The 21,036-nt window shown below is 69.4% G+C and carries 17 protein-coding genes and 1 pseudogene; 5 read left to right on the top strand and 13 right to left on the bottom strand.

The annotated features are described in order from the left end of the window. Positions 1-31: 31 nt before the first annotated feature. The 5 genes from ung to rhlB all read right to left on the bottom strand — a co-directional run bounded on the left by ung (position 32) and on the right by rhlB (position 5,162). On the bottom strand, positions 32-763 hold the full coding sequence (gene ung / locus FD678_RS16715; protein ID WP_140726439.1) for a uracil-DNA glycosylase: 732 nt from the start codon (positions 761-763) through the stop codon (positions 32-34). Further along, a complete protein-coding gene (locus tag FD678_RS16710; protein WP_177497863.1) occupies positions 760-1,602 on the bottom strand; it encodes a response regulator in 843 nt (280 codons plus the stop codon). Before FD678_RS16710 ends, ung begins: the two co-directional genes overlap by 4 nt. A 189-nt stretch (positions 1,603-1,791) precedes the next feature. Then, on the bottom strand, positions 1,792-2,754 hold the full coding sequence (gene ftsX, locus FD678_RS16705) for a permease-like cell division protein FtsX (protein WP_218569801.1): 963 nt from the start codon (positions 2,752-2,754) through the stop codon (positions 1,792-1,794). Continuing rightward, positions 2,751-3,437, bottom strand: a complete 687-nt coding sequence (gene ftsE / locus FD678_RS16700) for a cell division ATP-binding protein FtsE (RefSeq protein WP_140726436.1) — start codon at positions 3,435-3,437, stop codon at positions 2,751-2,753. The genes ftsX and ftsE overlap by 4 nt, the downstream gene beginning before the upstream one ends. Before the next feature lie 75 nt (positions 3,438-3,512). Then, positions 3,513-5,162 carry an ATP-dependent RNA helicase RhlB gene (gene rhlB, locus FD678_RS16695; protein ID WP_140726433.1) on the bottom strand — a complete coding sequence of 550 codons (1,650 nt, stop codon included), beginning with the start codon at positions 5,160-5,162 and terminating at the stop codon, positions 3,513-3,515. Between the two features lie 198 nt (positions 5,163-5,360). Between rhlB and trxA the strand changes: the two genes are divergently transcribed. The 3 genes from trxA to FD678_RS16680 all read left to right on the top strand — a co-directional run bounded on the left by trxA (position 5,361) and on the right by FD678_RS16680 (position 8,990). Next, positions 5,361-5,702 (top strand): thioredoxin TrxA, encoded by a 342-nt coding sequence (trxA, locus tag FD678_RS16690; protein WP_140726428.1) that lies wholly within the window; start codon positions 5,361-5,363, stop codon positions 5,700-5,702. Positions 5,703-6,417: 715 nt separating this feature from the next. Then, the gene (gene rho / locus FD678_RS16685) at positions 6,418-7,653 is read left to right on the top strand and encodes a transcription termination factor Rho (protein WP_218569820.1); all 1,236 of its coding nucleotides are present in this window, start codon (positions 6,418-6,420) and stop codon (positions 7,651-7,653) included. 155 nt (positions 7,654-7,808) lie between these two features. After that, positions 7,809-8,990: a TCR/Tet family MFS transporter gene (locus FD678_RS16680; RefSeq protein ID WP_140726896.1), complete on the top strand. Its 1,182-nt coding sequence runs from the start codon at positions 7,809-7,811 to the stop codon at positions 8,988-8,990. A 288-nt stretch (positions 8,991-9,278) separates the two neighbouring features. Here the strand turns inward: FD678_RS16680 and FD678_RS16675 are convergent, their stop codons facing one another. The 3 genes from FD678_RS16675 to FD678_RS16665 all read right to left on the bottom strand — a co-directional run bounded on the left by FD678_RS16675 (position 9,279) and on the right by FD678_RS16665 (position 13,008). Beyond that, complete coding sequence (locus FD678_RS16675; protein WP_140726422.1) at positions 9,279-10,160, bottom strand: energy transducer TonB; 882 nt, start codon at positions 10,158-10,160, stop codon at positions 9,279-9,281. A 56-nt stretch (positions 10,161-10,216) separates the two neighbouring features. Further along, the gene (aceK, locus tag FD678_RS16670) at positions 10,217-11,956 is read right to left on the bottom strand and encodes a bifunctional isocitrate dehydrogenase kinase/phosphatase (RefSeq protein ID WP_140726418.1); all 1,740 of its coding nucleotides are present in this window, start codon (positions 11,954-11,956) and stop codon (positions 10,217-10,219) included. A gap of 128 nt (positions 11,957-12,084) precedes the next feature. Continuing rightward, entirely contained in the window at positions 12,085-13,008 is a 924-nt protein-coding gene (locus tag FD678_RS16665; RefSeq protein ID WP_140726415.1) for a LysR substrate-binding domain-containing protein, read from the bottom strand. A 101-nt stretch (positions 13,009-13,109) separates the two neighbouring features. On the opposite strand from FD678_RS16665, the gene FD678_RS16660 reads away from it, so the two are divergent. Next, positions 13,110-13,304, top strand: a complete 195-nt coding sequence (locus tag FD678_RS16660; RefSeq protein WP_140726412.1) for a hypothetical protein — start codon at positions 13,110-13,112, stop codon at positions 13,302-13,304. Positions 13,305-13,481: 177 nt separating this feature from the next. Here FD678_RS16660 and FD678_RS16655 read toward each other — a convergent pair whose 3' ends face one another. The 5 genes and pseudogenes from FD678_RS16655 to FD678_RS16635 form a co-directional block, all read right to left on the bottom strand. Continuing rightward, positions 13,482-15,713: an NADP-dependent isocitrate dehydrogenase gene (locus FD678_RS16655; protein ID WP_140726409.1), complete on the bottom strand. Its 2,232-nt coding sequence runs from the start codon at positions 15,711-15,713 to the stop codon at positions 13,482-13,484. 413 nt (positions 15,714-16,126) lie between these two features. Further along, positions 16,127-16,618, bottom strand: coding sequence for a hypothetical protein (locus tag FD678_RS16650; RefSeq protein WP_140726406.1), 492 nt, complete (start codon positions 16,616-16,618; stop codon positions 16,127-16,129). 24 nt (positions 16,619-16,642) lie between these two features. Continuing rightward, a pseudogene (locus tag FD678_RS20700) lies at positions 16,643-16,798 on the bottom strand (LysM peptidoglycan-binding domain-containing protein); the annotation flags it as partial. Between the two features lie 273 nt (positions 16,799-17,071). Then, positions 17,072-17,890, bottom strand: coding sequence for an NADPH-dependent 7-cyano-7-deazaguanine reductase QueF (gene queF, locus FD678_RS16640; protein WP_140726400.1), 819 nt, complete (start codon positions 17,888-17,890; stop codon positions 17,072-17,074). Between the two features lie 194 nt (positions 17,891-18,084). After that, positions 18,085-19,401, bottom strand: a complete 1,317-nt coding sequence (locus FD678_RS16635; RefSeq protein ID WP_140726396.1) for a M20 family metallopeptidase — start codon at positions 19,399-19,401, stop codon at positions 18,085-18,087. 369 nt (positions 19,402-19,770) lie between these two features. Between FD678_RS16635 and FD678_RS16630 the strand changes: the two genes are divergently transcribed. After that, positions 19,771-21,012: an efflux RND transporter periplasmic adaptor subunit gene (locus FD678_RS16630; protein WP_140726393.1), complete on the top strand. Its 1,242-nt coding sequence runs from the start codon at positions 19,771-19,773 to the stop codon at positions 21,010-21,012. Positions 21,013-21,036 lie beyond the last annotated feature (24 nt).

The raw sequence follows: 21,036 nt of genomic DNA, 5'->3' as shown, positions 1-21,036 counted from the left end.
CCGTGACGGTCTTGGGTCCGTTGGCGTCGACTCAGGTTGTCCCGTCCAGCGCCTGCCGGGGCGGCAGCCGCCAGTCGATCGGCGTACCGCCGTGCCGGGCCAGGTACTCGTTGGCCATCGAGAAATGCCGGCAGCCGAGGAATCCCCGGTGCGCCGACAGCGGCGAGGGGTGCGGCGCTTTCAGCACGCGGTGGCGGCGGGTGTCGATCACCTTGCCCTTGGCCTGGGCATAGCTGCCCCAGAGCATGAACACCAGGCCCTCGCGCTCCCGGTTGAGGGTATCGACCACGTGGTCGGTGAACCCCTCCCAGCCCCGGTTCTGGTGGCTGCCGGCCCGGCCTTCCTCCACCGTCAGCACCGCGTTGAGCAGCAGCACGCCTTGCCGCGCCCACGGCATCAGGTAGCCGTGGTCGGGGCGGGGAATGCCCAGGTCGTCCTCGATTTCCTTGTAGATGTTGATCAGCGACGGCGGGGTGGGCACGTCCGGCAGCACCGAGAAGCACAGCCCGTGCGCCTGGCCGTAGCCGTGGTAGGGGTCCTGGCCGAGGATCACGACCTTGACCTGCTCGAACGGGGTGGCGTCGAAGGCGGCGAAGATCCTCGGCCCGGGCGGGAAGATCCGCGCGCCGGCCGCCTTGCGCTGGCGCAGGAACGCCGACAGCTCGCGCATCTCCGGCCGCAGCAGCCAATCCCCCACCCGCGCCTTCCACGAAGGCTCCAACTGGATCCGCGACTCCGCGGCCTCGTTCACGACTTCGTTCATAGCGTTACGGCCCGGTCTTCCAGCCGTGCCAGCCGCAGCTGGAACAGCACCTTGGTCACCAGCAGGCGCTCCTCGATCGGTTTCTGCACCAGGTCGTTGGCGCCGGCCTTGAGCAGTTCGGACTGGTTGTGCGCATTGCCGTCGCCGGTCATCACCAGCACCGGCAGGCGGCGCTTGCCGTAGGCGAAGTCGACGCGGATGCGCTGCACCACGTCGCGGCCGTTGAGCTCGCCCTTCAGGGTCACGTCGGTGAGCACCAGGTCGATGCGCCGCGGGGTGCGGCCGAGGGACTCGGCGGTCAGCAGCGCGAACGCCTCTTCGGCGGTCAGCACGTGCACCACCTGCAGCCCCTGGCGCTCGAGCATGCGCTTGGTGGCCTCGGCGACGACCCGGCTGTCCTCGATGTAGAGCACGCTGGCGCCGGGGACCGGCTCGGGTTGCACATAGCCGCGGATGAAGGTCGCCAGCGCCTCGTGGCCGAGCGCCTTGTCGAAGTAGTCGGTGACGTACTCGGTGAAGCGCCGCTCCACCAGGTGCTGCTGGGCGTCGCCGGACACCACGATCACCGGCACGTAGGCCTGCCCGGCCGCCTCGCGCACGCTGCGCGCCAGCGCCAGGCCGTCGCCGTCCGGCAGCGCCAGCGAGGTGGTGACCAGGTCCACCGAGCCGGCCTCCAGCGCTTCGCGCGCCTCGGCGATGCTGGCGCACCCGACCACCTGCACCGCCGGCAGCTCGCGCGTGAGCACGTCCGCGATCAGCTTGCGCACCAGCTTGGAGCCGTCCACCACCATCACGCGGGGCGCCTCGTTGACCAGGTGCTTGAGGTCGGGCGTGCGCATGGGGCTAGGGCCTGTTGGCGCTGTTGGAATGGGCCACGTTGCCGCGTGCGGCAACACGAAGGGCCGCGCCTGGGTGCGCACGGTGCGGCGTCATCACTCGATCGTTTATCGACATGAATTCCCTCGTTCTTCTCTGCCTCGCACGCACCCAGGCGCGGCGTGGCCCATTCCAACAGCGCCGAACAGGCCCTAGGTCTCGGTCGGGCGGGTCTGGCGCAGGAAGTGCCCGGTCACCAGCCAGGCCCCCAGCCAGCCGAGCACCAGCGTGCCGACCAGCACGAAGCCGGAATGCAGCAGGTCCAGCCCATGCAGCGCGAAGCTGCTGCCGTAACTGTCGGCCAGCGCCGCCAGCGGCCCGCGCAGCGCCAGCCCGGACAGGCCGACCAGGCCGAGCGCTACCAGCCCCGCGCCCAGTCCGTACCAGGCGCCCAGGTACAGGAACGGACGGCGGATGAAGCCGTCGCTGGCACCGAGCAGCTGCAGCACGCCGATCTCCTCGCGCCGCGACTGGATGTCCAGGCGCACGGTGTTGCCGACCACCAGCACGGCACCGGCGCCGAGCAGCGCCGACAGCACCTGCACCAGCCGCTCGCCGAACTTCAGCCAGCCGTCCAGGCGCTTGCGCCACAGCGCATCGTGCTGGACCTGGTCGACCTGGGCCATGCCCTGCAGCGACTCGGCCAGGCGCGCATCGTCGCCGTCGGCGGCCGGGGTGACGATCAGCAGCGTCGGCAGCGGGTTGTCGCCGAGCGCGTCGATCGCCGCGTCCAGCTTCGCGCTTTCGCGCAGCTCGGCCAGGCCCTGCTCCGGCGTGCGCAGCGCCACCGCCGCCACGTCGGCGCGGCCGCGCAGCGACTCGGCCAGCAGGCTGGCGGCGGATCCGTCCACGCTGGTCTTCAGGAACACGTTGATGTCGCGCGACTGCTGCACGCTGCCGGCCAGGTGCTTGAGATTGTCCAGCGCGATCGACAGCCCCAGCGGCAAGGCCAGCGCCAGCGCCATCACCAACACCGTCAACAGCGTCGCCCACGGCTTGCGCAGCGCGCGGCCGAGGCTGAAGACGATGCTGTGGAGGTGGTGGTCGAACCAGATCCCCAGCCTCGACGGGGCACGGGCCTCGATGTTGTTGGGCTTGTTCACGGGCGTGCTCACTCCGCCAGGTCCTGTGGCGAGATGTCGTCGGCCAGGCGCCCGTGGTCGAGGATCAGCACGCGCTTGCGCATCTTCTTGAGCAGCGCCAGGTCGTGGCTGACCACCAGCACGCTGGTGCCGCGCGCCGGCAACTCTGCGAACAACTGCATGATCTCGGCCGCCAGGGTCGGGTCGAGGTTGCCGGTCGGCTCGTCGGCCACCAGCAGGCTCGGCTCGCCGACGATCGCGCGGGCGATGCCGACGCGCTGCTGCTCGCCGGCGGACAGTTGCGAGGGCAGCGCCTTCTCGCGGTGCGCCAGGCCGATCCGCTCCAGCGCCGAGCGCACCCGCTTGCCGATCTCGCCGCGGCGCGTGCCGCGCAGGATCAGCGGCAGGGCGACGTTCTCGGCGATGCTGCGGTCCATCAGCAGGCGGTGGTCCTGGTAGACCACGCCGACCTCGCGCCGGTGCAGCGGCACCTTGCCGCCGCGTACCTTGAGCAGGTTGCGCTCGCCGAAGATCACCGCACCGCGGGTCGGGCGCTCGCTGAGATGGATCAGCTTCAGCAGCGTGCTCTTGCCGGCGCCGGAATGGCCGGTGACGAAGAGCATCTCGCCCTGGGCGACCTCGAAGCTCACGTCCTCCAGCGCGGTGTGCCCGCCCGGGTACTGCTTGCTGACATTGTCGAATCGCAGGACGCTCATTCAGCAATTATGCCGGAGCGCTCCATGAATGCACCGCCGACGGTCGGCCCGGCGGTGCATTCGTCGCGCCCCGGCTCAGCCGCCGGAGACCAGCGCGCGGATCTTGCGGCCCAGCCGCGACAGGAACGAATCGTTGGCCGCGGCCTTGACCGGCGTGGCGACCACCTGGACCGGCCTCGGCGCGGCCGCCGGTGCCGGCCCGGCGGCGGCCTCGCCCGCGCCCTCGACCGGACGGCCGCGACGGCGGCGCCGGCGCTTGCGCGGCGCGCGCTCCTCGCCCCCTTCGGCCACGACCGGCGCCGGGGCGCTGGCCGGCCTTGCCGGCTCAGCCACCGCGGCCGCCTGCGCCTGCCCCTCGCCTTCCGGCTTCGGCTTGCGGCGGCGCGGACGGCGCTCGCCCTCGCCACGCGCGCGTTCGCCGCTGCCGGAACGGCCGCCACCGCGGCGCTGCTCGTCGGCGGCGCGCTGTTCGCGCGCCTCGCGGAAGATCTCGCCGACGCTCTCGGCCTCCTCGCCCTCCGCCGGCGCGGCGCGCTCCGGGCGCGGCAGCGCGGTCAGCAGCTCGGTGGTGACCGCCTCGACCGGGATCTTCTGCTCGATGTAGGCCTCGATGTCCGGCAGGCTCATCGCGTAGCGTTCGCAGGCGAAGCTGATCGCGTCGCCCTCCTCGCCCAGCCGCGCGGTGCGGCCGATGCGGTGCACGTAGTCCTCGGCGTCGAACGGCAGGTCGTAGTTGTAGACGTACTTGACCCCGTCGATGTGCAGGCCGCGCGCGGCCACGTCGGTCGCCACCAGGATCTCCAGCTGCCCCTTCTGGAAGCGGTTGAGCAGGGTCTCGCGCTTCTTCTGCGGCACGTCGCCGGAGAGCACGCCGACCCGGTAGCCGGCCTTCTCCAGCGCGCGCGCCACCCGTTCGACGAACGCCTTGGTGTTGACGAACACCATCGTGCGCGCGCCCTCGCCGCGCGAGAGCAGGCCCAGCAGCAGCGGGATCTTCTCCTCGTCGGCCGGGAAGTAGATCTTCTGGCGCACGCGCGCGGCGGTGACGGTCTCGGCCTCGACCACGAGCTTCTCCGGCTCGTTCATGTGCTCGTAGGCCAGCTCCAGCACGCGGTGGCTGAGCGTGGCCGAGAACAGCAGGGTCTGGCGGGTGCCGCGCTCGGGCATGCGCCGCAGCAGGAAGCGGATGTCCTTGATGAAGCCCAGGTCGAACATCCGGTCGGCCTCGTCCAGCACGCAGATCTCGCAGGCGTGCAGCGAGACCACCTTGTGCTGCTTGACGTAGTCGATCAGCCGGCCCGGGGTGGCGATGATCACGTCCACGCCCTTCTGCAGCAGCTCGCGCTGCTTGTCGTAGTCCACGCCGCCGTAGACCAGCGCGAAGCGCAGGCCGAGGTCGGCGCCGAACTTCATGGCGTCCTTGTGGATCTGGATCGCCAGCTCGCGGGTCGGCGCCAGGATCAGCGCGCGCGGGTCCTCGGGCTTGCGGTCGGCCAGCGCCGGGCGGCTCAGCAGCCGGTTCACGACCGCCACCAGGAACGCCAGGGTCTTGCCGGTGCCGGTCTGGGCCTGGCCGGCCACGTCGCGGCCGGTCAGCGCGACCGGCAGGGTCAGGGCCTGGATCGGCGTGCAGCGGGTGAAACCGGCCCCGTCCAGCCCCGCGAGCAGCGAGGGGTGCAGCTCGAACGAGGAAAAAGTCAAATCTGTCAGCGGTTTGTCGCTCATCATTCCATCTTCGTGGGGCGCCTGGGGCCACCCCGGCGCGGCTTGCATCGATCCCGGCAGCGTCGCACACTGCGGCCCTTGCGCCGGACAGCGCGGCTTCAGGAGATGCCATTGAATCCGCCGCGCAATGCCCCAGTTTAACGCAATGCGGCGGCAAGCCCGTTTTCCGGGTTCCGCCAGGGTTCCAGGAGACCGAAAGTGAGCAACAAGGTTCTGCACGTCGGCGATGCCGACTTCGACGCCGCCGTACTCAAGTCCGGGGAACCGGTGCTGGTGGATTTCTGGGCCGAATGGTGCGGCCCGTGCAAGATGATCGCGCCGGTGCTGGACGACCTGGCCGACGCCTACGACGGCAAGTTGAAAGTGGCCAAGGTCAACGTGGACGAGAACCGCGCCCTGGCCGTGAAGTACCACGTCCGCTCGATCCCGATGCTGTTGCTGTTCAAGGATGGCCAGGTCCAGGCCACCCAGATCGGCGCGGTCGGCAAGGGCCAGCTGACCCAGATGATCGACAAGAGCCTGGGCGGCGCGGTCGCCTGAGCCGTCGCGGGGGGGCTGCCGGCCGACGGTCGCGCGGTCCCCCGGGTTTGCTGGCAGTTGAACCGCCGCGCCCGGCGCGGCTTGCGCCGCTCCGCGGGCGAGTGTTAGTGTCGATCCATCCGGCCGCCTTCCCGGGCGCCGCGTCCTCTAGAACACCTTCTAGACCTCCATTTCCCAACCACTGTCCGCCCTGCCGGGCGCTCGCATCTCACAGCGAGGAACCAAGCACTTGTCCGAGAATACTTCTTCCGAAACCGGGAGCGTCGACGCCCCCGTCGAGAAGCGCGTGCGCAAACCCCGTGTTGCCAAGGCCGCCCCCGCCGAGGGCGCCGATACCGCTACTCCCCAGACCCACCTGCCGTTGCCACCGACCCCGGCGCCCGAGTCCTCCGGACCTGCGCCGGCCGCGACGGCTTCCAATCCGCCCGCGGCCGCTGCCGGCGGCGAAGGCGGCGGCGCCGAACCGGCGCAGCAGCGCGAGGGCGGCCAGTCCGGCCAGTCGCAGCAGCACCGCTTCAACAACCAGAACCAGCAGGGCGGCCAGGGCAACAACCGCCGCGACCGCTTCCGCAACCGCCGCGACCGCAATCGCGAGCGCTTCGGCAACAACAACGACGGCCTGCCCCAGGACAACGGCAGCGAGCCGTTCGTGCCGCGCCCCCACCCCAGCGTGCCGGAAGGCTTCCCGCAGTACTCGCTGAGCGACCTGAAGAAGATGCCGGCGCACAAGCTGCTGGACATCGCCGAGCAGCTCAGCATCCACGACGGCGTCGCCCGCGCGCGCAAGCAGGACGTGATCTTCGCGCTGCTGAAGGTGCTGACCCGCCACGGCGAGGGCGTGGCCGCCGATGGCGTGCTGGAGATCCTGCCGGACGGCTTCGGCTTCCTGCGCGCCGCGGAGGCCAGCTACCTGGCCGGCCCGGACGACACCTACATCTCGCCCAGCCAGATCCGCCGCTTCAACCTGCGCACCGGCGACTACCTGTCCGGCCGCATCCGCTTCCCGAAGGACGGCGAGCGCTACTTCGCGCTGTCGACGATCGACACCATCAATGGCGAGCCGCTGGAAGCGTCCAAGAACAAGGTCCTGTTCGAGAACCTGACCCCGTTGTTCCCGCGCAAGCGCTTCCGCCTGGAGCGCGGCGACGGCTCGACCGAGGACATCACCGGCCGCATCCTCGACCTGATGGCGCCGCAGGGCAAGGGCCAGCGCGCGCTGATCGTCTCCCCGCCCAAGGCGGGCAAGACGATGATGATGCAGCAGGTGGCGACCGCGATCACCACCAACCATCCGGAAGTGCACCTGATCGTGCTGCTGATCGACGAGCGCCCGGAGGAAGTGACCGAGATGCAGCGCACCGTGCGCGGCGAGGTCATCTCCTCGACCTTCGACGAGCCGGCCGCGCGCCACGTGCAGGTCGCCGAGATGGTGATCGAGCGCGCCAAGCGCCTGGTCGAGCACAAGAAGGACGTGGTGATCCTGCTCGACTCGATCACCCGCCTGGCGCGCGCCTACAACAACGTCGTGCCCAGCTCCGGCAAGGTGCTGACCGGCGGCGTGGACGCCAACGCCCTGCACCGCCCGAAGCGCTTCTTCGGCGCGGCGCGCAACGTCGAGGAAGGCGGCTCGCTGACCATCATCGCCACCGCGCTGGTCGATACCGGCAGCAAGATGGACGAGGTGATCTACGAAGAGTTCAAGGGCACCGGCAACAGCGAAGTGCACCTGAACCGCCGCATCACCGAGAAGCGCGTCTACCCGGCGATCGACATCAACCGTTCCGGCACCCGCCGCGAGGACCTGCTGATCGAGCCGGAGCTGCTGCAGAAGATCTGGATCCTGCGCAAGCTGCTGCATCCGATGGACGAGATCGCGGCGATGGAGTTCATGCTCGACAAGATGAAGAACACCAAGTCCAACGACGAGTTCTTCGCCTCGATGAAGCGGTAAGGCGCTTCCCCCACAATCCGACGATAGCGAGTTCGGTGCCCTCGACCGGGTACCGGAGCAAGCCGAGCCCCACGACACAAAAGGGCCGGAGTCACGCACGCGAAAGCGATGCCGACTCCGGCCCTTTTCGTTTTTCCCTTTCCGGCCGCCCTCCCATGAACAAATCCCTCCTGGTCATCTTCGCCACCATCCTGCTCGACGCCGTCGGCATCGGCCTGGTGTTCCCCATCCTTCCCTCGCTGCTGCGGGAGGTCACCCACGACGCCGACGTCGCCCCTTGCATCGGCCTGCTGGTCGCGCTGTACGCGGCGATGCAGTTCGTGTTCGCACCGCTGCTCGGCGCGCTCAGCGATCGCCTCGGCCGCCGTCCGGTGCTGTTGGTCTCGCTTGCGGGCGCCGTGGTCAACTACCTGTTCCTGGCCTTCGCACCGAAACTGTGGATGCTGTTCATCGGCCGCGCCATCGCCGGCCTGACCAGTGCCAACAGCTCGGTCGCGCAGGCCTATCTCACCGACGTCACGCCCGAGAACGAGCGCGCGCGCCGCTTCGGCCTCTTCAACGCGATGTTCGGCATCGGCTTCATCCTCGGCCCGGTGCTCGGCGGCGCGCTTGGCGACGGATGGCTGCGCCTGCCCTTCGTCCTGGCGGCGGCACTGAACGGTTGCAATCTGCTGCTGGCGCTGTTCGCGCTGCCCGAGTCGCGCACGCCGGTCCGCGAGCCGCTCGCCCTGGCCTCGCTCGATCCGCTGCGGCCGCTGCGCTGGGCGTTCTCGATGAAATCCCTGTGGCCGGTCATCGCGATCTATTTCCTGTTCAGCGCCACCGGCGAGGCCTACGGCACGTGCTGGGCACTGTGGGGCAACGACGCATTCCACTGGAACGGATTGTGGATCGGCCTTTCGCTCGGAACCTTCGGCCTTTGCCAAGCGTTGGCGCAGGCTTTTCTTCCCGCTCCGGCGGTGCGCCTGTTCGGCGAACGCGCCAGCATCCTGGTCGGCCTCGCAGGTGCGGGCATCGCGCTCGTGGTCATGGCGTTCGCCCGCCAAGGCTGGATGGTCTTTGCGATCATGCCGGTGTTCGTCCTGGGCGGCATCGGCGTCCCGGCGCTGCAATCGCTGGCGACGCGGCAGGTCGACGAAGCCCGGCAAGGCCAGTTCCAAGGCGTGCTGGCCTCGACGACCAGCCTTGCATCCGTGATCGCACCGCTGGCGTTCTCGTCCCTGTATTTCGTCCTACGCCCGCAATGGCCCGGCGCGATCTGGCTGACGGTCCTCGCCCTCTACGCGCTCGCGGTGCCGATGGCGCTCGGCCTGGAGCTGCACAGGCCGGAACGTTGAAGCGTGAAGGCGCTCGCCGCAGGAAGGTGCGGGTACGAATCCAGGCCAGCTTCGGCGCGTCGGCACAGGGCGTCGCGTCCGGACAGTCGTCCTCGCGCAGGCGGGTTTGCGGATCGCATCACCACGACGGATCGAACAGGTCGGCGTGGACGCGCGCACCGCTTCCAACTGGAGGCAGGCAGTCCATGAACACTCCGAGCCGGTCGCAGTGGAACGCGACGGCGCGCTCCAGGCCCGCGACCGACAAGGCGAGATGGTGGATCCCCTCAACGCCGGGTGGCGAAACCGTCAGCCGCCCTGCAGCGGCGTCAGCAGGCGCGGGCCTTCCTGGTTCGCCATGTAGACGCCGCCCTCGGCCAGCGCATCGGGCGAGAAACCGGCGCGGTCTTCCTCGATCACCCAAGGCGCGCGTTCGCGCGGCCCCGGAACGTAGCTGACCCAGGTGCCATAGTCCTCTTCCGAGAGCTGATTCGCGAAGCTGTAATTGATCGGCACGCGTACCGTCCAATAAGGATCGTCGACCTCGTCGCCCTCGGTCGGAGGATTGAACGTCCACTTCTGCGCCGCTCCCAGCGCATTCTGCGCCAGGATGCCGCGCAGCTTCCTCATATCCCCTTCCGACGCCACGATGCGCAGGTTGACCTGCTCGGCCACGGCATCCTGCACGGTGCCATCCCGGCCGATCTTGAGGATCAGGTACACCGTGCCGCCCGCCCCGACGCGAAACGCGTTCTCGGGATAGCGTGGCGGCGCCATCTTGATCGGGGTCACCGTATCGCGCCGCGTCGCGTCATAGCGCTGGAAACTCGCGCTATGGATCTCGACCCGGTACTGGCCATCGAGCTTCCTGGCCACCACACGCACGCTCATCGGTGCCCGCGCGCGGACCGCCCGGCCATCGACCACGACCGGCTCGAATTTCCACCGCGACGCCGAGTAGTGGACGAGCTTGACGACGCCTTCCGGCAGCTTTTCCTCGCGATCCAACATCACCTGCGACACCGAGCCGTCCGGCTCGATGTCGACATCCCCTTTCAACAACAGGCTGCTTTCGATCTGCTTGCGCACCGCGCCCGGCCCCGCGGCCATGGCCGGCATCGCCACCGCCCACAGCGCGGCCAACAAAAGCCATCCGGCCCATGCGGCCACCTTGCGTTCCTTCTCGACCATGACCTGCTCCTTGTTCGGTGGAGCCGAATTAGAACGTACTCGCCCCGCCCAGGCAATCAGGCCAGCTTCAGCGCGTCGGCATAGGGCGGCGTGTCCGGATAGTCGTCCTCGCGCAGGCGGGCTTGCAGATCGCGCCACCATTGCGGATCGAACAGCTCGGCGTGGACCGCGCGCACGGCTTCCAACTGGGCGGCAGGCAGGCCCATGAACAACGGGAAACGCTCGGGGAACACGTCGCGCGGGGCGACGTGGAACCAGGGCTCGGCCGCCATCTGCTCCTCGTACGTGGTCGGCCTGGGCCAGTCGCGGAAGTTGCATTCGGTGATCAGGCACAGCTCGTCGTAGTCGTAGAACACCGCGCGCTGGTGGCGGGTGATGCCGAAGTTCTTCAGCAGCATGTCGCCGGGAAAGATGTTGTTGCGCGCCATGTCCTTGATCGCCTGCGCGTAGTCGATCGCCGCGGCGCGCGCGCTCTCGGCCGGCTGCTCGCGCAGGTACAGGTTGAGCGGCCGCAAGCGGCGCTGCACGTAGCACAGGGCGATGATCAGGTCCTCGCCGTCCTCGGCGATGCTGCCGGCGCAACTGCCCAGCAATTCCTCCAGCAGCGCCGGGGCGAAGCGCGCGCGCGGGAAGCGCAGGAAGCGGTATGGCTGGGCATCGAGCAGGCGACCGACGCGGTCCAGCTGGAAGACCAGTTCGTACTTTTCCTCGACCTGTTCGCGGCTGACCTGCTTGGGATAGGCGAAGCGGTCGCGGATCACCTTGAACACCAGGGGATAGCTCGGCAGGGTGAACACCACCATCACCATGCCCGGCGTGCCCTCGGCATGCACCAGTTGTTCCGCGGCGTTCGCCTCGAAATGCCGGAAGAACGTGCGATAGCGCTCGGTCTTGCCCTGCTTGGCGCGCCCGAGCATCGTGTACAGCTCGTCGATCGGCTTGTGCGCGAGCAGGCTGCGCAGGAACACCACCGCGTCGCCGACGGTTCCCAGGTCCGCGTGGAAGTAGCTGCGCGAATTGCTGAACAGCTGCGCGACGTCGCTGCGGCGCGTCAGCACCGCCTCCGCGCGCAGGCCGCGCTCGTCGTTGACGAGCGCGATCACGAACGGCGAGAAGCGATGCTCGCCGAACACCCGCCCGACCAGGTAGGCACGGCGCTCGCGGTAGAACACCGTCTCCAGCAACTCCACGCTGCGCACCGGGTGTTCGCCCCAGTGCGCCAGGTCGTCCTGCAGCCGTACCGCGATCGCCGCCGCGCAGCGCGTGCGGTGCGCATAAGGCACCTCGAACGGGTAATCGCCGAGCACCCGCACCAGCATTTCGGTCAATCGCCCGGGCGAGACCGCGTACGCGTGGCGGGCGACCGGGTGGGTGATCGCGTCGGTGGGCTCGATGTCGAGCGCGACGAACTCGATGCGCGGGTCGACGCCGCGGGTACGGAAATAGCGCCGCGTCAGCGTGTTGTAGAAGGTCTTGTAGAGTTCCTGGTCCAGCAGCGACGCGATCGACGCCTGGTAGTGCTCGCGCGCGCGGATCCACAGCGCGCGGTCGTGCGCCTGCCCCATCAGCACCGCGCGCAGGCGCAGCATGCATTCGGCGATGCACTGGTCGTACAGGGCGATGCGCTCCACCGCATCCTCGCGCGCCCCGCTCCAGTCGCGGGTCTCGAAACGGCGCCGGGCCCGCGCGGTGATCTCGGAGAAGCGCGCGTTGTAGTCCTCGAACGCCTCGAAGATCGCCCGGCCGATGGCCTCGGCACGGCGTTCGGACTGCGGCGGGATCGGCGCGAGGTTCATGCCGGCAGTGTACTAGGCCGTGCCGACGTCCACGGATGGCCAGCGCGGCCATCCGTGAGCTCGCCGCGCCCGGGAAAATACCCGCGTCCGCCTCCTGCGGCCCCGTCCACGACCCCACGCCCCTTCGCCTAGCGCCGGCGTGGACGCGACGGCTTTCGCACCGGTTCCTGCATGTGCCGCGCATGCTCGCGCGCCTGCGCGTGCAACCACTCGCGGAACGCCATGAAGCCCCGGTGCCCGGCCGAGCGCGGTGGATAGACCAGATAGTGCGACCAGGCGGTCTTCAGCCGCTGCGGCGAAAGCGGCACCAACTGCCCGGATTCGATCAACAGCCGCGTGCGCGTCACTCGGCCCAGCGCCACTCCCACGCCCTCCATGGCCGCGCGGTGGTGCGATTCGGAATCGTCGAACACCGCGGCATAGCGCGCCGGCGCCTTGCCGCCGAACTCGGCGAACCAGCGCTCCCACTCGCCGTCCGGATCGCCCAGCAACGGCCATTCCGAAAGCGGCCGCTTGCCGATCCCGCCCATGCGACGGACCAGCGCCGGGCTGGCCATCGGCACCAGCCAATCGTCGAACAGCGGCTCGGCGGTGACGCCCGGCCAGCGCCCGCCGCCGATGCGCAGCGCGGCGTCGACCTGCAGTTGCCGCTCGAAATCCACCAGGTGCTCGCTGGAGAGCAGGTTGATCTCGACCTGGGGATACGCCGCCAGGAAATCGCCCAGGCGCGGCACCAGCCAGGCCGATGCCATCGACGGCACGATGCTCAAGGTCAGCACGTCGTCGTGCCGCGCCGCGAACGGACGGAACGCCTGCGCGATCGCGTCCAGGTGCGGCGCGACCTGTTCGAGCAGGCGCTGGCCCTCCGGCGTGGGCGTCACGCCGCGCGCCTGCCGCACCAGCAACGGATAGCCCAGCCGTTCTTCCAGGCCGCGCATCTGGTGGCTAAGCGCGCTGACCGTGAGGTTCATCGCCTCGGCCGCCCGGGAAAGATTGCCCAGGCGCGCGGCGGTCACGAATCCCTGCAAAGCGTGGAGCGGTGGTCTGGCCATGGCGAGCCTTGAGCCGTCTTCAAGGATGGGTTGCGCAATTGTCGCTTTTTGCCTGTCCAGCGTGCGCTTATCGTCGATTCCACTCAAGTGGAGGCAAGGACATGGGCATCTTCAGCGGATTGCTTTTCATGCACGGCCATATCGCCAGCGCCGAGCTTGCGCGCCAGCTCGCCGAACCCTCGGGCCTCGCCGGCGAGCGCGAGCGAGGCCGCGCGCGGCGGCGTCGCGAGCGTGCCCAGCGGCGGCGCGCGGCGCTGCTGGTCCGTGCGATGACGGCGCTATCGCCGTTCCGGTGAGCAGTAGCGGCGGCACGGAAAGGAGCCGATTCGCCCGGCAACGCGATATGGGAGGGACCTCGCCCGACGCCTTGTCGGCAGGGTCGTGACATCGATCGAGAGCGGCCCCAAAAAAAAAGCCCGCCTCTTTGGAGAGGCGGGCTTTCCCGTCCGGCGCATCCGGCGAACGGCGCCGGATCAGCCCTCGAGCGTCGCCAATGCGGCGTTGAGGGTCCGGCTCGGACGCATCGCGGCCGCGACCTTGGCCAGATCGGGGTGGTAGTAACCGGCGATGTCCACAGGCTTGCCCTGCGCGCCATTGAGTTCGCCGATGATGGCCTGCTCGTTGTCCGCGAGCGTCTTGGCCAGCGGCGCGAACTTCGCCTTCAGTTCGGCATCCTGGTCCTGCGCGGCCAGCGCCTGCGCCCAGTACAGGGCCAGGTAGAAATGGCTGCCGCGGTTGTCCAGCTCGCCGACCTTGCGCGCCGGCGACTTGTTGTTGTCCAGGATCCGGCCGTTGGCCGCGTCCAGCGCCTGCGCCAGCACCTTGGCGCGGGCGTTGCCGTAGGTTTCGCCCAGGTGCTCCAGCGAGGCGGCCAGCGCCAGGAACTCGCCGAGCGAATCCCAGCGCAGGTAGTCCTCCTCGACGAACTGCTGCACGTGCTTGGGCGCCGAGCCGCCCGCGCCGGTCTCGAACAGCCCGCCGCCGGCCATCAGCGGCACGATCGACAGCATCTTGGCGCTGGTGCCCAGTTCCATGATCGGGAACAGGTCGGTGAGGTAGTCGCGCAGCACATTGCCGGTGACCGAGATGGTGTCCTGGCCCTTGCGGATGCGCTCCAGCGAGAACTTCATCGCCTCCACCGGCGGCAGGATGCGGATGTCCAGGCCGGCGGTGTCGTGGTCCTTGAGGTACTTCTCGACCTTGGCGATCACCTGCGCGTCGTGGCCGCGCTGCGGGTCCAGCCAGAACACCGCCGGGGTGCCGCTCAGGCGGGCGCGGTTGACGGCCAGCTTGACCCAGTCCTGGATCGGCGCGTCCTTGGTCTGGCACATGCGCCAGATGTCGCCGGCTTCCACCGCGTGCTCGAAGACCGTCGTGCCTGCCTCGTCGACCACGCGCACCACGCCGTCGCGCGGGATCTGGAAGGTCTTGTCGTGGCTGCCGTATTCCTCGGCCTTCTGCGCCATCAGGCCGACGTTGGGCACGCTGCCCATCGTGGCCGGGTCGAACGCGCCGTGCAGCTTGCAGTCGTCGATCACCGCCTGGTAGATGGTGGCGTAGCTGCGGTCGGGGATCAGCGCCAGCGTGTCCTGCAGCTTGCCCTCGGCGTTCCACATCCGGCCGCTGTCGCGGATCATCGCCGGCATCGAGGCGTCGACGATCACGTCGCTCGGCACGTGCAGGTTGGTGATGCCCTTGTCGGAATTCACCATCGCCAGCGCCGGGCGCTTGGCGTACTCGGCCTGCACGTCGGCCTTGATCGCCTCCTGCTGGTCGGCCGGCAGCGCGGCGATGCGCGCGTACAGGTCGCCGATGCCGTTGTTGGGGTCGAAGCCTACCTGCCTGAGCACGTCGGCGTGCTTGGCCAGCACGTCCTTGTAGAACTCGCCGACCACCACGCCGAACATGATCGGGTCGGAGACCTTCATCATCGTCGCCTTCAGGTGCAGCGACAGCAGCACGCCCTGCTCGCGCGCCCGGGCGATCGCATCGTCGACGTACTGGGCGAGCGCCTTGCGGCTCATCACCGCGGCATCGACGATCTCCCCGGCCTTCACCGCGGTCTTTTCCTTCAGCACGGTGACGACGCCGTCGCTGCCGAGCAGCTCGATGCGCAGGCTACCGGCGCTGGCGAGCGTGGCCGACAGCTCGCTGCCGTAGAAGTCGCCGCCGGCCATGTGCGCCACCGCGGTCTTCGAGGCCTTGTCCCAGGCGCCCATGCGGTGCGGGTGCTTGCGCGCGTAGTTCTTCACCGACAGCGGCGCGCGCCGGTCTGAGTTGCCTTCGCGCAGCACCGGGTTGACCGCGCTGCCCTTGACCTTGTCGTAGCGGGCCTTGACGTCCTTCTCCCTGTCGTCCTTCGGCTCGTCCGGATAGTCCGGCAGCCGGTAGCCCTGCGCCTGCAGTTCCTTGATGGCCGCCTTCAGCTGCGGCACCGAGGCGGAGATGTTCGGCAGCTTGATGATGTTGGCTTCCGGCCGGGTCGCCAGTTCGCCCAGCTCGGCCAGGTGGTCGCCGATCTTCTGCGCGTCGTCCAGGTAGTCGGGGAACTGCGAGAGGATGCGGCCGGCCAGCGAGATGTCGCGCGTTTCCACCGCGATGCCGGCGGTGCCGGTATAGGCCTTGATGATCGGCAGCAGCGACTGCGTCGCCAGGAACGGTGCCTCGTCTGTGAGCGTGTAGATGATCTTCGGGGTATTCGACATTTCTGCGTGGACTCGTACTGGTTCGGGAGGGAAACCGCGGCGAAGGGATGGAGCTGCTGCACCGGGCCGCGGAGGCGTTGCCGTCTGCCTGCCGCTTGTGCCCGCCGTGCCGGCCGCAGCCGGGAACGGGGTCGATCGAGCGTTTCATTGTCGCGTCTGCGGGGCGATGGGGTAAAGCCGAGTCCGCCATGAACCCAGCGTTCCATCCATGCGGATAGGTTGCATCGAAAACCGATCCGCGGCCCTGAAGCGCGAATGCCCCCGTACTTCACCGTAGGTCCCCGCCCATGGACGCGTGGGCTTCGCGAAGGGATCGCACGAACGATCCATAAAAAAGAGGCGCAGCTTGCGCTGCGCCTCCAGCCGAGAACGCCCGCCGGGAGAGAGACGGCGGGCGTGCTGCTCCCTGAGCCCTACTTCACCTCGAACTGCTGGCTGCCGGCCGGCTTGCCGTCCACGGTCACGTCGGCGGTGTACTTGCCCGCCGGCCAGTCGCTGGCCTTGGTGAACTCGACGTTGGTGGTTTCGGCGCCGGTGGCGTTGATCGTGGCGTTCTGCTCGCCGGCGACCTGGCCGTCCTGGTAGGTCAGCTTGACGGCCACCGGCACGTTGTTGGCGGTACCGTCGGTCTTCACCGAGACGATGATCTTGTCCTTGGCGCCGAGCGTGGCGACCGGTGCGACCGACTTGTCGGCGGCGGCGTTGTTGCCCACGGTCACGCCCGTGACGCTCACCGCCGCCGCGGCCGGTGCGGGCGCGGGCTCGGACGGTGCAGGCGTCGCCGGCTGGCTGGCGACCGGGGCGGTGCTGTCGACGTTGGCCTCGTCCTTCTTCTTGCAGCCTGCCAGGGCCAACGCGGCGGTCAGGCCCAGGATCACGGCGCCGGAAAGCGGGATCTTCTGCATGGTGGTTCTCCTTGAGTGGTCGGATCAGGACTTCGCGGGGATGCGCAGGTTCTGGCCGGGGAAGATCTTGTCGGGATCGTCGAGCACGTCGCGGTTGGCCTCGAAGATGCGCTTCCAGGCGTTGCCGTCGCCGTAGAAGTGCTTGGCGATCTTCGACAGCGAATCGCCCTTCTGCACGGTATAGGACTGTTCGCCCACGATTTCGGCGGTGCTGTCCACCCGCGCGGAGACATCGGAAAAATCGGCCTTCTGCACTACCTGGGCGGTGCTGTCGACCTTGGAGGTGACATCCGAGAAATCGGCCTTCTTGTCGTTGCTCATCGCCAGCGGTTCCTTGTTACCGGACTGGCGGGTACGGTCGCACGGCGGATGTTAAGAAGGGATCGCGCCGGCGTGAAACCGGCTTACCGCGCATGCCGGCCGCTCACCCGGCCGGCATGCGGGGACCGCCGGTCATTGCCGGGGGTCGCGGAACGCCGGCAGCGGCGAGGCCAGCTGCGGGCTGGCTCGCAGCGGATTGATGTCCAGGCCGCCGCGGCGGGTATAGCGCGCCTCCACCGCCAGCCATTGCGGCCGGCAACGCTGTTGCACGTCGTGGAAGATGCGCTCGACGCACTGCTCGTGGAACTCGGCATGGTCGCGGAAGCTCACCAGGTAGCGCAGCAGCCCCTCGCGGTCGATCCGCTCGCCGCGGTAGCGCAGCGTCACGCTGGCCCAGTCCGGCTGGCCGGTGACCGGGCAGTTGGATTTCAGCAGGGCCGACACCAGCGTTTCCTCGACCGTGCCGCCGGTGGGATCGGTGTGCAGGTAGCCGGCATTGGGCGGGCCGTAGTCCTCGATGGCCACGTCCAGCGCGTCGATCGACTCGCCCTCGCCGACCGCATCCACCGGCGGCAGGCCGAACTCGACGATCACCTCCCGGCCGGCGCGCGCCGACAGGTCGGTGGCGATGCGCGCGCGCACCGCTTCGGCGCTGTTGAAGCGCTCGCCGTTGAGGGAGTTCAGGTAGAGCTTGAGCGACTTGGACTCGATCAGGCTGGGCGAATCGCACGGCACCTGCAGGGTCGCGGTGGCGACGCAGGGCTTGCCGCGCGCGTCGAGCCACCCCAGTTCGTAGGCATGCCAGCGATCGTGGCCGGAGAACGGCAGCGCCGCGCCGATACCGATCTCGGCGCGGGCCGCGGCGCGCGGGATCGGGAACAGCAGGGCCGGATCGTAGCGGTCCGGGTACGCGACCTCGCGGCCGAGGCTGGAATCCTGGGGGGTGTTCATCCGCCGATTCTACGGGGCGGCGGCTGGCCGGAAGGTGTATGGAACGCTTGAACCGTGGGGGCGGCCTACCTAGCCTCGGGCCATCGGCGCGACGGGGCTTTCCCCTTGAATCGCCCGCACATGGACGTGCGGGCCTTGCGAGGGATTCGCACGAAAGCCCATCGCGGCCGGAGCCGCTCACGCGAGGTGCCGACTCAGCCCGGCCGGGCGCCTTCCAGGTAGTCCAGGGAGACCTGCAGCAGCGCGCGCAGGCCCACGTCCAGGGCCTTCTCGTCGAGCAGGAACTTCGGCGAGTGGTTGCTGGGCGCGGTGGCCGGGTCGATGCCGGGGCTGGTGGCGCCGACGAAGAAGAACAGGCCGGGCACCTCGCGCGCGTAGAACGAGAAGTCCTCGGCCCCCATCTGCAGCGGCGGCTCGTAGACGTTGTCCTTGCCGACCACGGCCTGCAGGCTAGGCAGCATCCGGGCGGTCAGCGCCGGGTCGTTGACCGTGGCGGGGTTGCCGTCCTGGTCGGGCACGTGGGCCTCGGCGGTGGCGCCGTGCGCGGCCGCGGTGTGCTCGGCCACGGTCTTCAGGTCGGCGAAGATCTGCTGGCGCATGCCCTCGTCGAAGGTGCGGATGGTGCCGACCATCTCCACGTCGTCGGGGATGATGTTGTAGCGGATGCCGCCCTTGATCGCGCCGAAGCTGACCACCGCCGGCTGCCTGGCGATGTTGGCGCGGCGGCTGACCACGGTCTGCGCGGCGCCGATCAGGTCGGCCGCGGCGACGATCGGGTCGATGCCGTTCCACGGCGCGGAACCGTGGGTCTGGCGTCCGACGACCTTGATGTTGAAGCGGTCCGAGGCGGCCATCAGCGGGCCGCCGCGCACCGCGATCTGGCCGGCCTGGACGCTGGAGAACACGTGCAGGCCGAACACCGCCTCCGGCTTGAAGTCGGCGAACAGCCCCTCCTTGAGCATCAGCGACGCACCGCCTTCCTCGTTGCCGGGCGCGCCTTCCTCGGCCGGCTGGAAGATCAGCATCACCTCGCCCGGCAAGCGTTCGCGCATGGCGACCAGCGCGTCGGCCACGCCGAGCAGGATCGCGGTATGCGCGTCGTGGCCGCAGGCGTGCATGACCCCGACGGTCTCGCCCCGGTACTCGGACGTGGCCTTGGAGGCGAACGGCAGGCCGGTCTGCTCGGTGACCGGCAGCGCATCCATGTCCGCGCGCAGGGCGATCCTCGGGCCGGGCCTGCCGCCCTTGATGATCGCCACCACGCCATGGTGGGCGATGCCGGTCCGCGGCTTCAGCCCGAGCTTGCGCAGGTGCTCGGCGACCTTGGCCGAGGTCCGCACCTCGCGGTTGGACAGTTCGGGGTGCTCGTGGAAGTCGCGGCGCCACTGCACCACCTGCGCCTGCAGCTTGTCGGCGGCGGCGGTCACTTCGGGGCGCTCGGCGGACTGGGCCAGGGCGAGCGAGGGGGCGGCCAGCAACAGCGAGCAGGCCAGCAGACGAGAGGGATGCATTCGGGCTCCTTGGGGTGGCAAGCCGCTCCACTGTAGGCCATGTCCGAAACCGGCCATAGACCGGCGTCGCTCTGTGTCTTGCCCGACATCGCGGCGCAAACGGCTTCGGTCACCATGGGGCCCGGTGGAGCCCGTCGCGGCCTGAGCCGATCCCATGGGTCGCATCCCCCGCCGTCCCGGCCGTCAACCGATGCCGCAGCGATGCGTTTGTCGGGTGCCGGTCCACGGCTGAACCAACCCGGCGGATGGAGGTCTACGGCCTATCCCATCCGTCATGGTCCAAACGACGGGGGCCGACGATATGCTTCCACCGCCCAGCCAGCCGGGCCGTGCCGATCGCGCGTCCCCCCCGCCATCAGGAGTTGTCGAATGTCGCGTTTCTGGAAGATCTCGCTGCTGGTCGTGGCAGTGGTCGTCGTGCTGGCCGCCGGCGCGCGGATGCTGCGTGGCGGGCCCCAGGGCAAGCCGCCGGGCGCGCCCGACGCCAGCGGCGACCAGAACTCCGCCCCGGTGCCCGTCACCGCGGTGGCGGCGACCACCCAGGACGTGCCGGTCTACGCCACCGCGCTGGGCACGGTGAAGGCGCTCAACACCGCCACGGTGACGCCGCAGGTGGGCGGCCAGCTGCTGAGCATCAACTTCAAGGAAGGCCAGGAAGTGAAAAAGGGCGACCTGCTCGCGCAGATCGACCCGCGCACCCTGCAGGCCAGCTACGACGAGGCCGCCGCCGCCAAGCGCCAGAACCAGGCGCAGCTGGCCACGGCCCGGTCCAACTACGCGCGCTCCAGCGCGCCGGAGTACCAGCCCTACGTGGCCAAGACCGACCTGGACACGCTGCGCAACCAGGTCAGCCAGTACGAGGCCGCGGTGGCCGCCAACGACGCCTCGATGCGCGCTGCGCAGGTGCAGCTGCAGTACACCCGCATCACCGCGCCCATCGACGGCATCGCCGGCATCCGCGGCGTGGACGTGGGCAACGTCGTCTCCACCAGCTCCACCATCGTCACCCTGACCCAGATCCACCCGATCTACGTCTCCTTCAACCTGCCCGAGAACCAGTTGCAGGCGGTGCGGGACGGCCAGGCCAAGGCGCCGCTGCCGGTGGCCGCGCTCGACCGCGGCGACGCCCACGTGATCAGCGCGGACGGCAAGCTCGACGTGATCGACAACACCATCAGCAGCGACAGCGGCACCTTCGCCGCGCGCGCGGTGTTCGCCAATGCCGACAACGCGCTGTGGCCGGGCCAGTTCGTCAACGTGCGGCTGCAGCTGCGCACGATCCCCGGCGGCGTGGTGGTGCCGGCGCAGGCCGTGCAGCGCGGCCCGGACGGCGACTACGTCTACGTCGTGCAGCCCGACAACACGGTCAGGATGCAGACGGTGGTGCAGGGCGTGGAGGTCGACGACAGCCACGTGCAGATCGCCAGCGGCCTGAAGGCCGGCGACAAGGTCGTCACCGAAGGCCAGTTCCGCCTGAAGCCGGGCAGCAAGGTCAACGCGCTGGCCCCGGGCGAGACGCCGGCGCCGCCGACCGAGGCCGAGCTGAAGGCCGCCCAGCAGAAGCAGGGCCGCGGCCCGGGCGGCCGCCGTGGCGGCGGTGGCCCGCGCTGATTCCCTCCCGGCGGCGGCGCGCAG

This window comes from Pseudomonas sp. Hp2, from assembly GCF_006386585.1.
Lineage (GTDB): Bacteria > Pseudomonadota > Gammaproteobacteria > Xanthomonadales > Xanthomonadaceae > Pseudomonas_S > Pseudomonas_S boreopolis.
Note: the sequence above shows the minus strand (reverse complement) of the source record. Positions and strands in the feature narration are given on the sequence as shown.

Bases quoted from the DNA above. Each gene is read 5' to 3' on its own strand.
- ftsE (WP_140726436.1), bottom strand. From the start codon at position 3,437: ATGAGCGTCCTGCGATTCGACAATGTCAGCAAGCAGTACCCGGGCGGG.
- FD678_RS16655 (WP_140726409.1), bottom strand. From the start codon at position 15,713: ATGTCGAATACCCCGAAGATCATCTACACGCTCACAGACGAGGCACCG.
- queF (WP_140726400.1), bottom strand. From the start codon at position 17,890: ATGAACACCCCCCAGGATTCCAGCCTCGGCCGCGAGGTCGCGTACCCG.
- FD678_RS16650 (WP_140726406.1), bottom strand. From the start codon at position 16,618: ATGCAGAAGATCCCGCTTTCCGGCGCCGTGATCCTGGGCCTGACCGCC.
- FD678_RS16665 (WP_140726415.1), bottom strand. From the start codon at position 13,008: ATGGCCAGACCACCGCTCCACGCTTTGCAGGGATTCGTGACCGCCGCG.
- FD678_RS16635 (WP_140726396.1), bottom strand. From the start codon at position 19,401: ATGCATCCCTCTCGTCTGCTGGCCTGCTCGCTGTTGCTGGCCGCCCCC.
- FD678_RS16630 (WP_140726393.1), top strand. From the start codon at position 19,771: ATGTCGCGTTTCTGGAAGATCTCGCTGCTGGTCGTGGCAGTGGTCGTC.
- aceK (WP_140726418.1), bottom strand. From the start codon at position 11,956: ATGAACCTCGCGCCGATCCCGCCGCAGTCCGAACGCCGTGCCGAGGCC.
- FD678_RS16675 (WP_140726422.1), bottom strand. From the start codon at position 10,160: ATGGTCGAGAAGGAACGCAAGGTGGCCGCATGGGCCGGATGGCTTTTG.
- FD678_RS16660 (WP_140726412.1), top strand. From the start codon at position 13,110: ATGGGCATCTTCAGCGGATTGCTTTTCATGCACGGCCATATCGCCAGC.
- rho (WP_218569820.1), top strand. From the start codon at position 6,418: ATGCCGGCGCACAAGCTGCTGGACATCGCCGAGCAGCTCAGCATCCAC.
- FD678_RS16710 (WP_177497863.1), bottom strand. From the start codon at position 1,602: ATGCGCACGCCCGACCTCAAGCACCTGGTCAACGAGGCGCCCCGCGTG.
- rhlB (WP_140726433.1), bottom strand. From the start codon at position 5,162: ATGAGCGACAAACCGCTGACAGATTTGACTTTTTCCTCGTTCGAGCTG.
- FD678_RS16680 (WP_140726896.1), top strand. From the start codon at position 7,809: ATGAACAAATCCCTCCTGGTCATCTTCGCCACCATCCTGCTCGACGCC.
- ung (WP_140726439.1), bottom strand. From the start codon at position 763: ATGAACGAAGTCGTGAACGAGGCCGCGGAGTCGCGGATCCAGTTGGAG.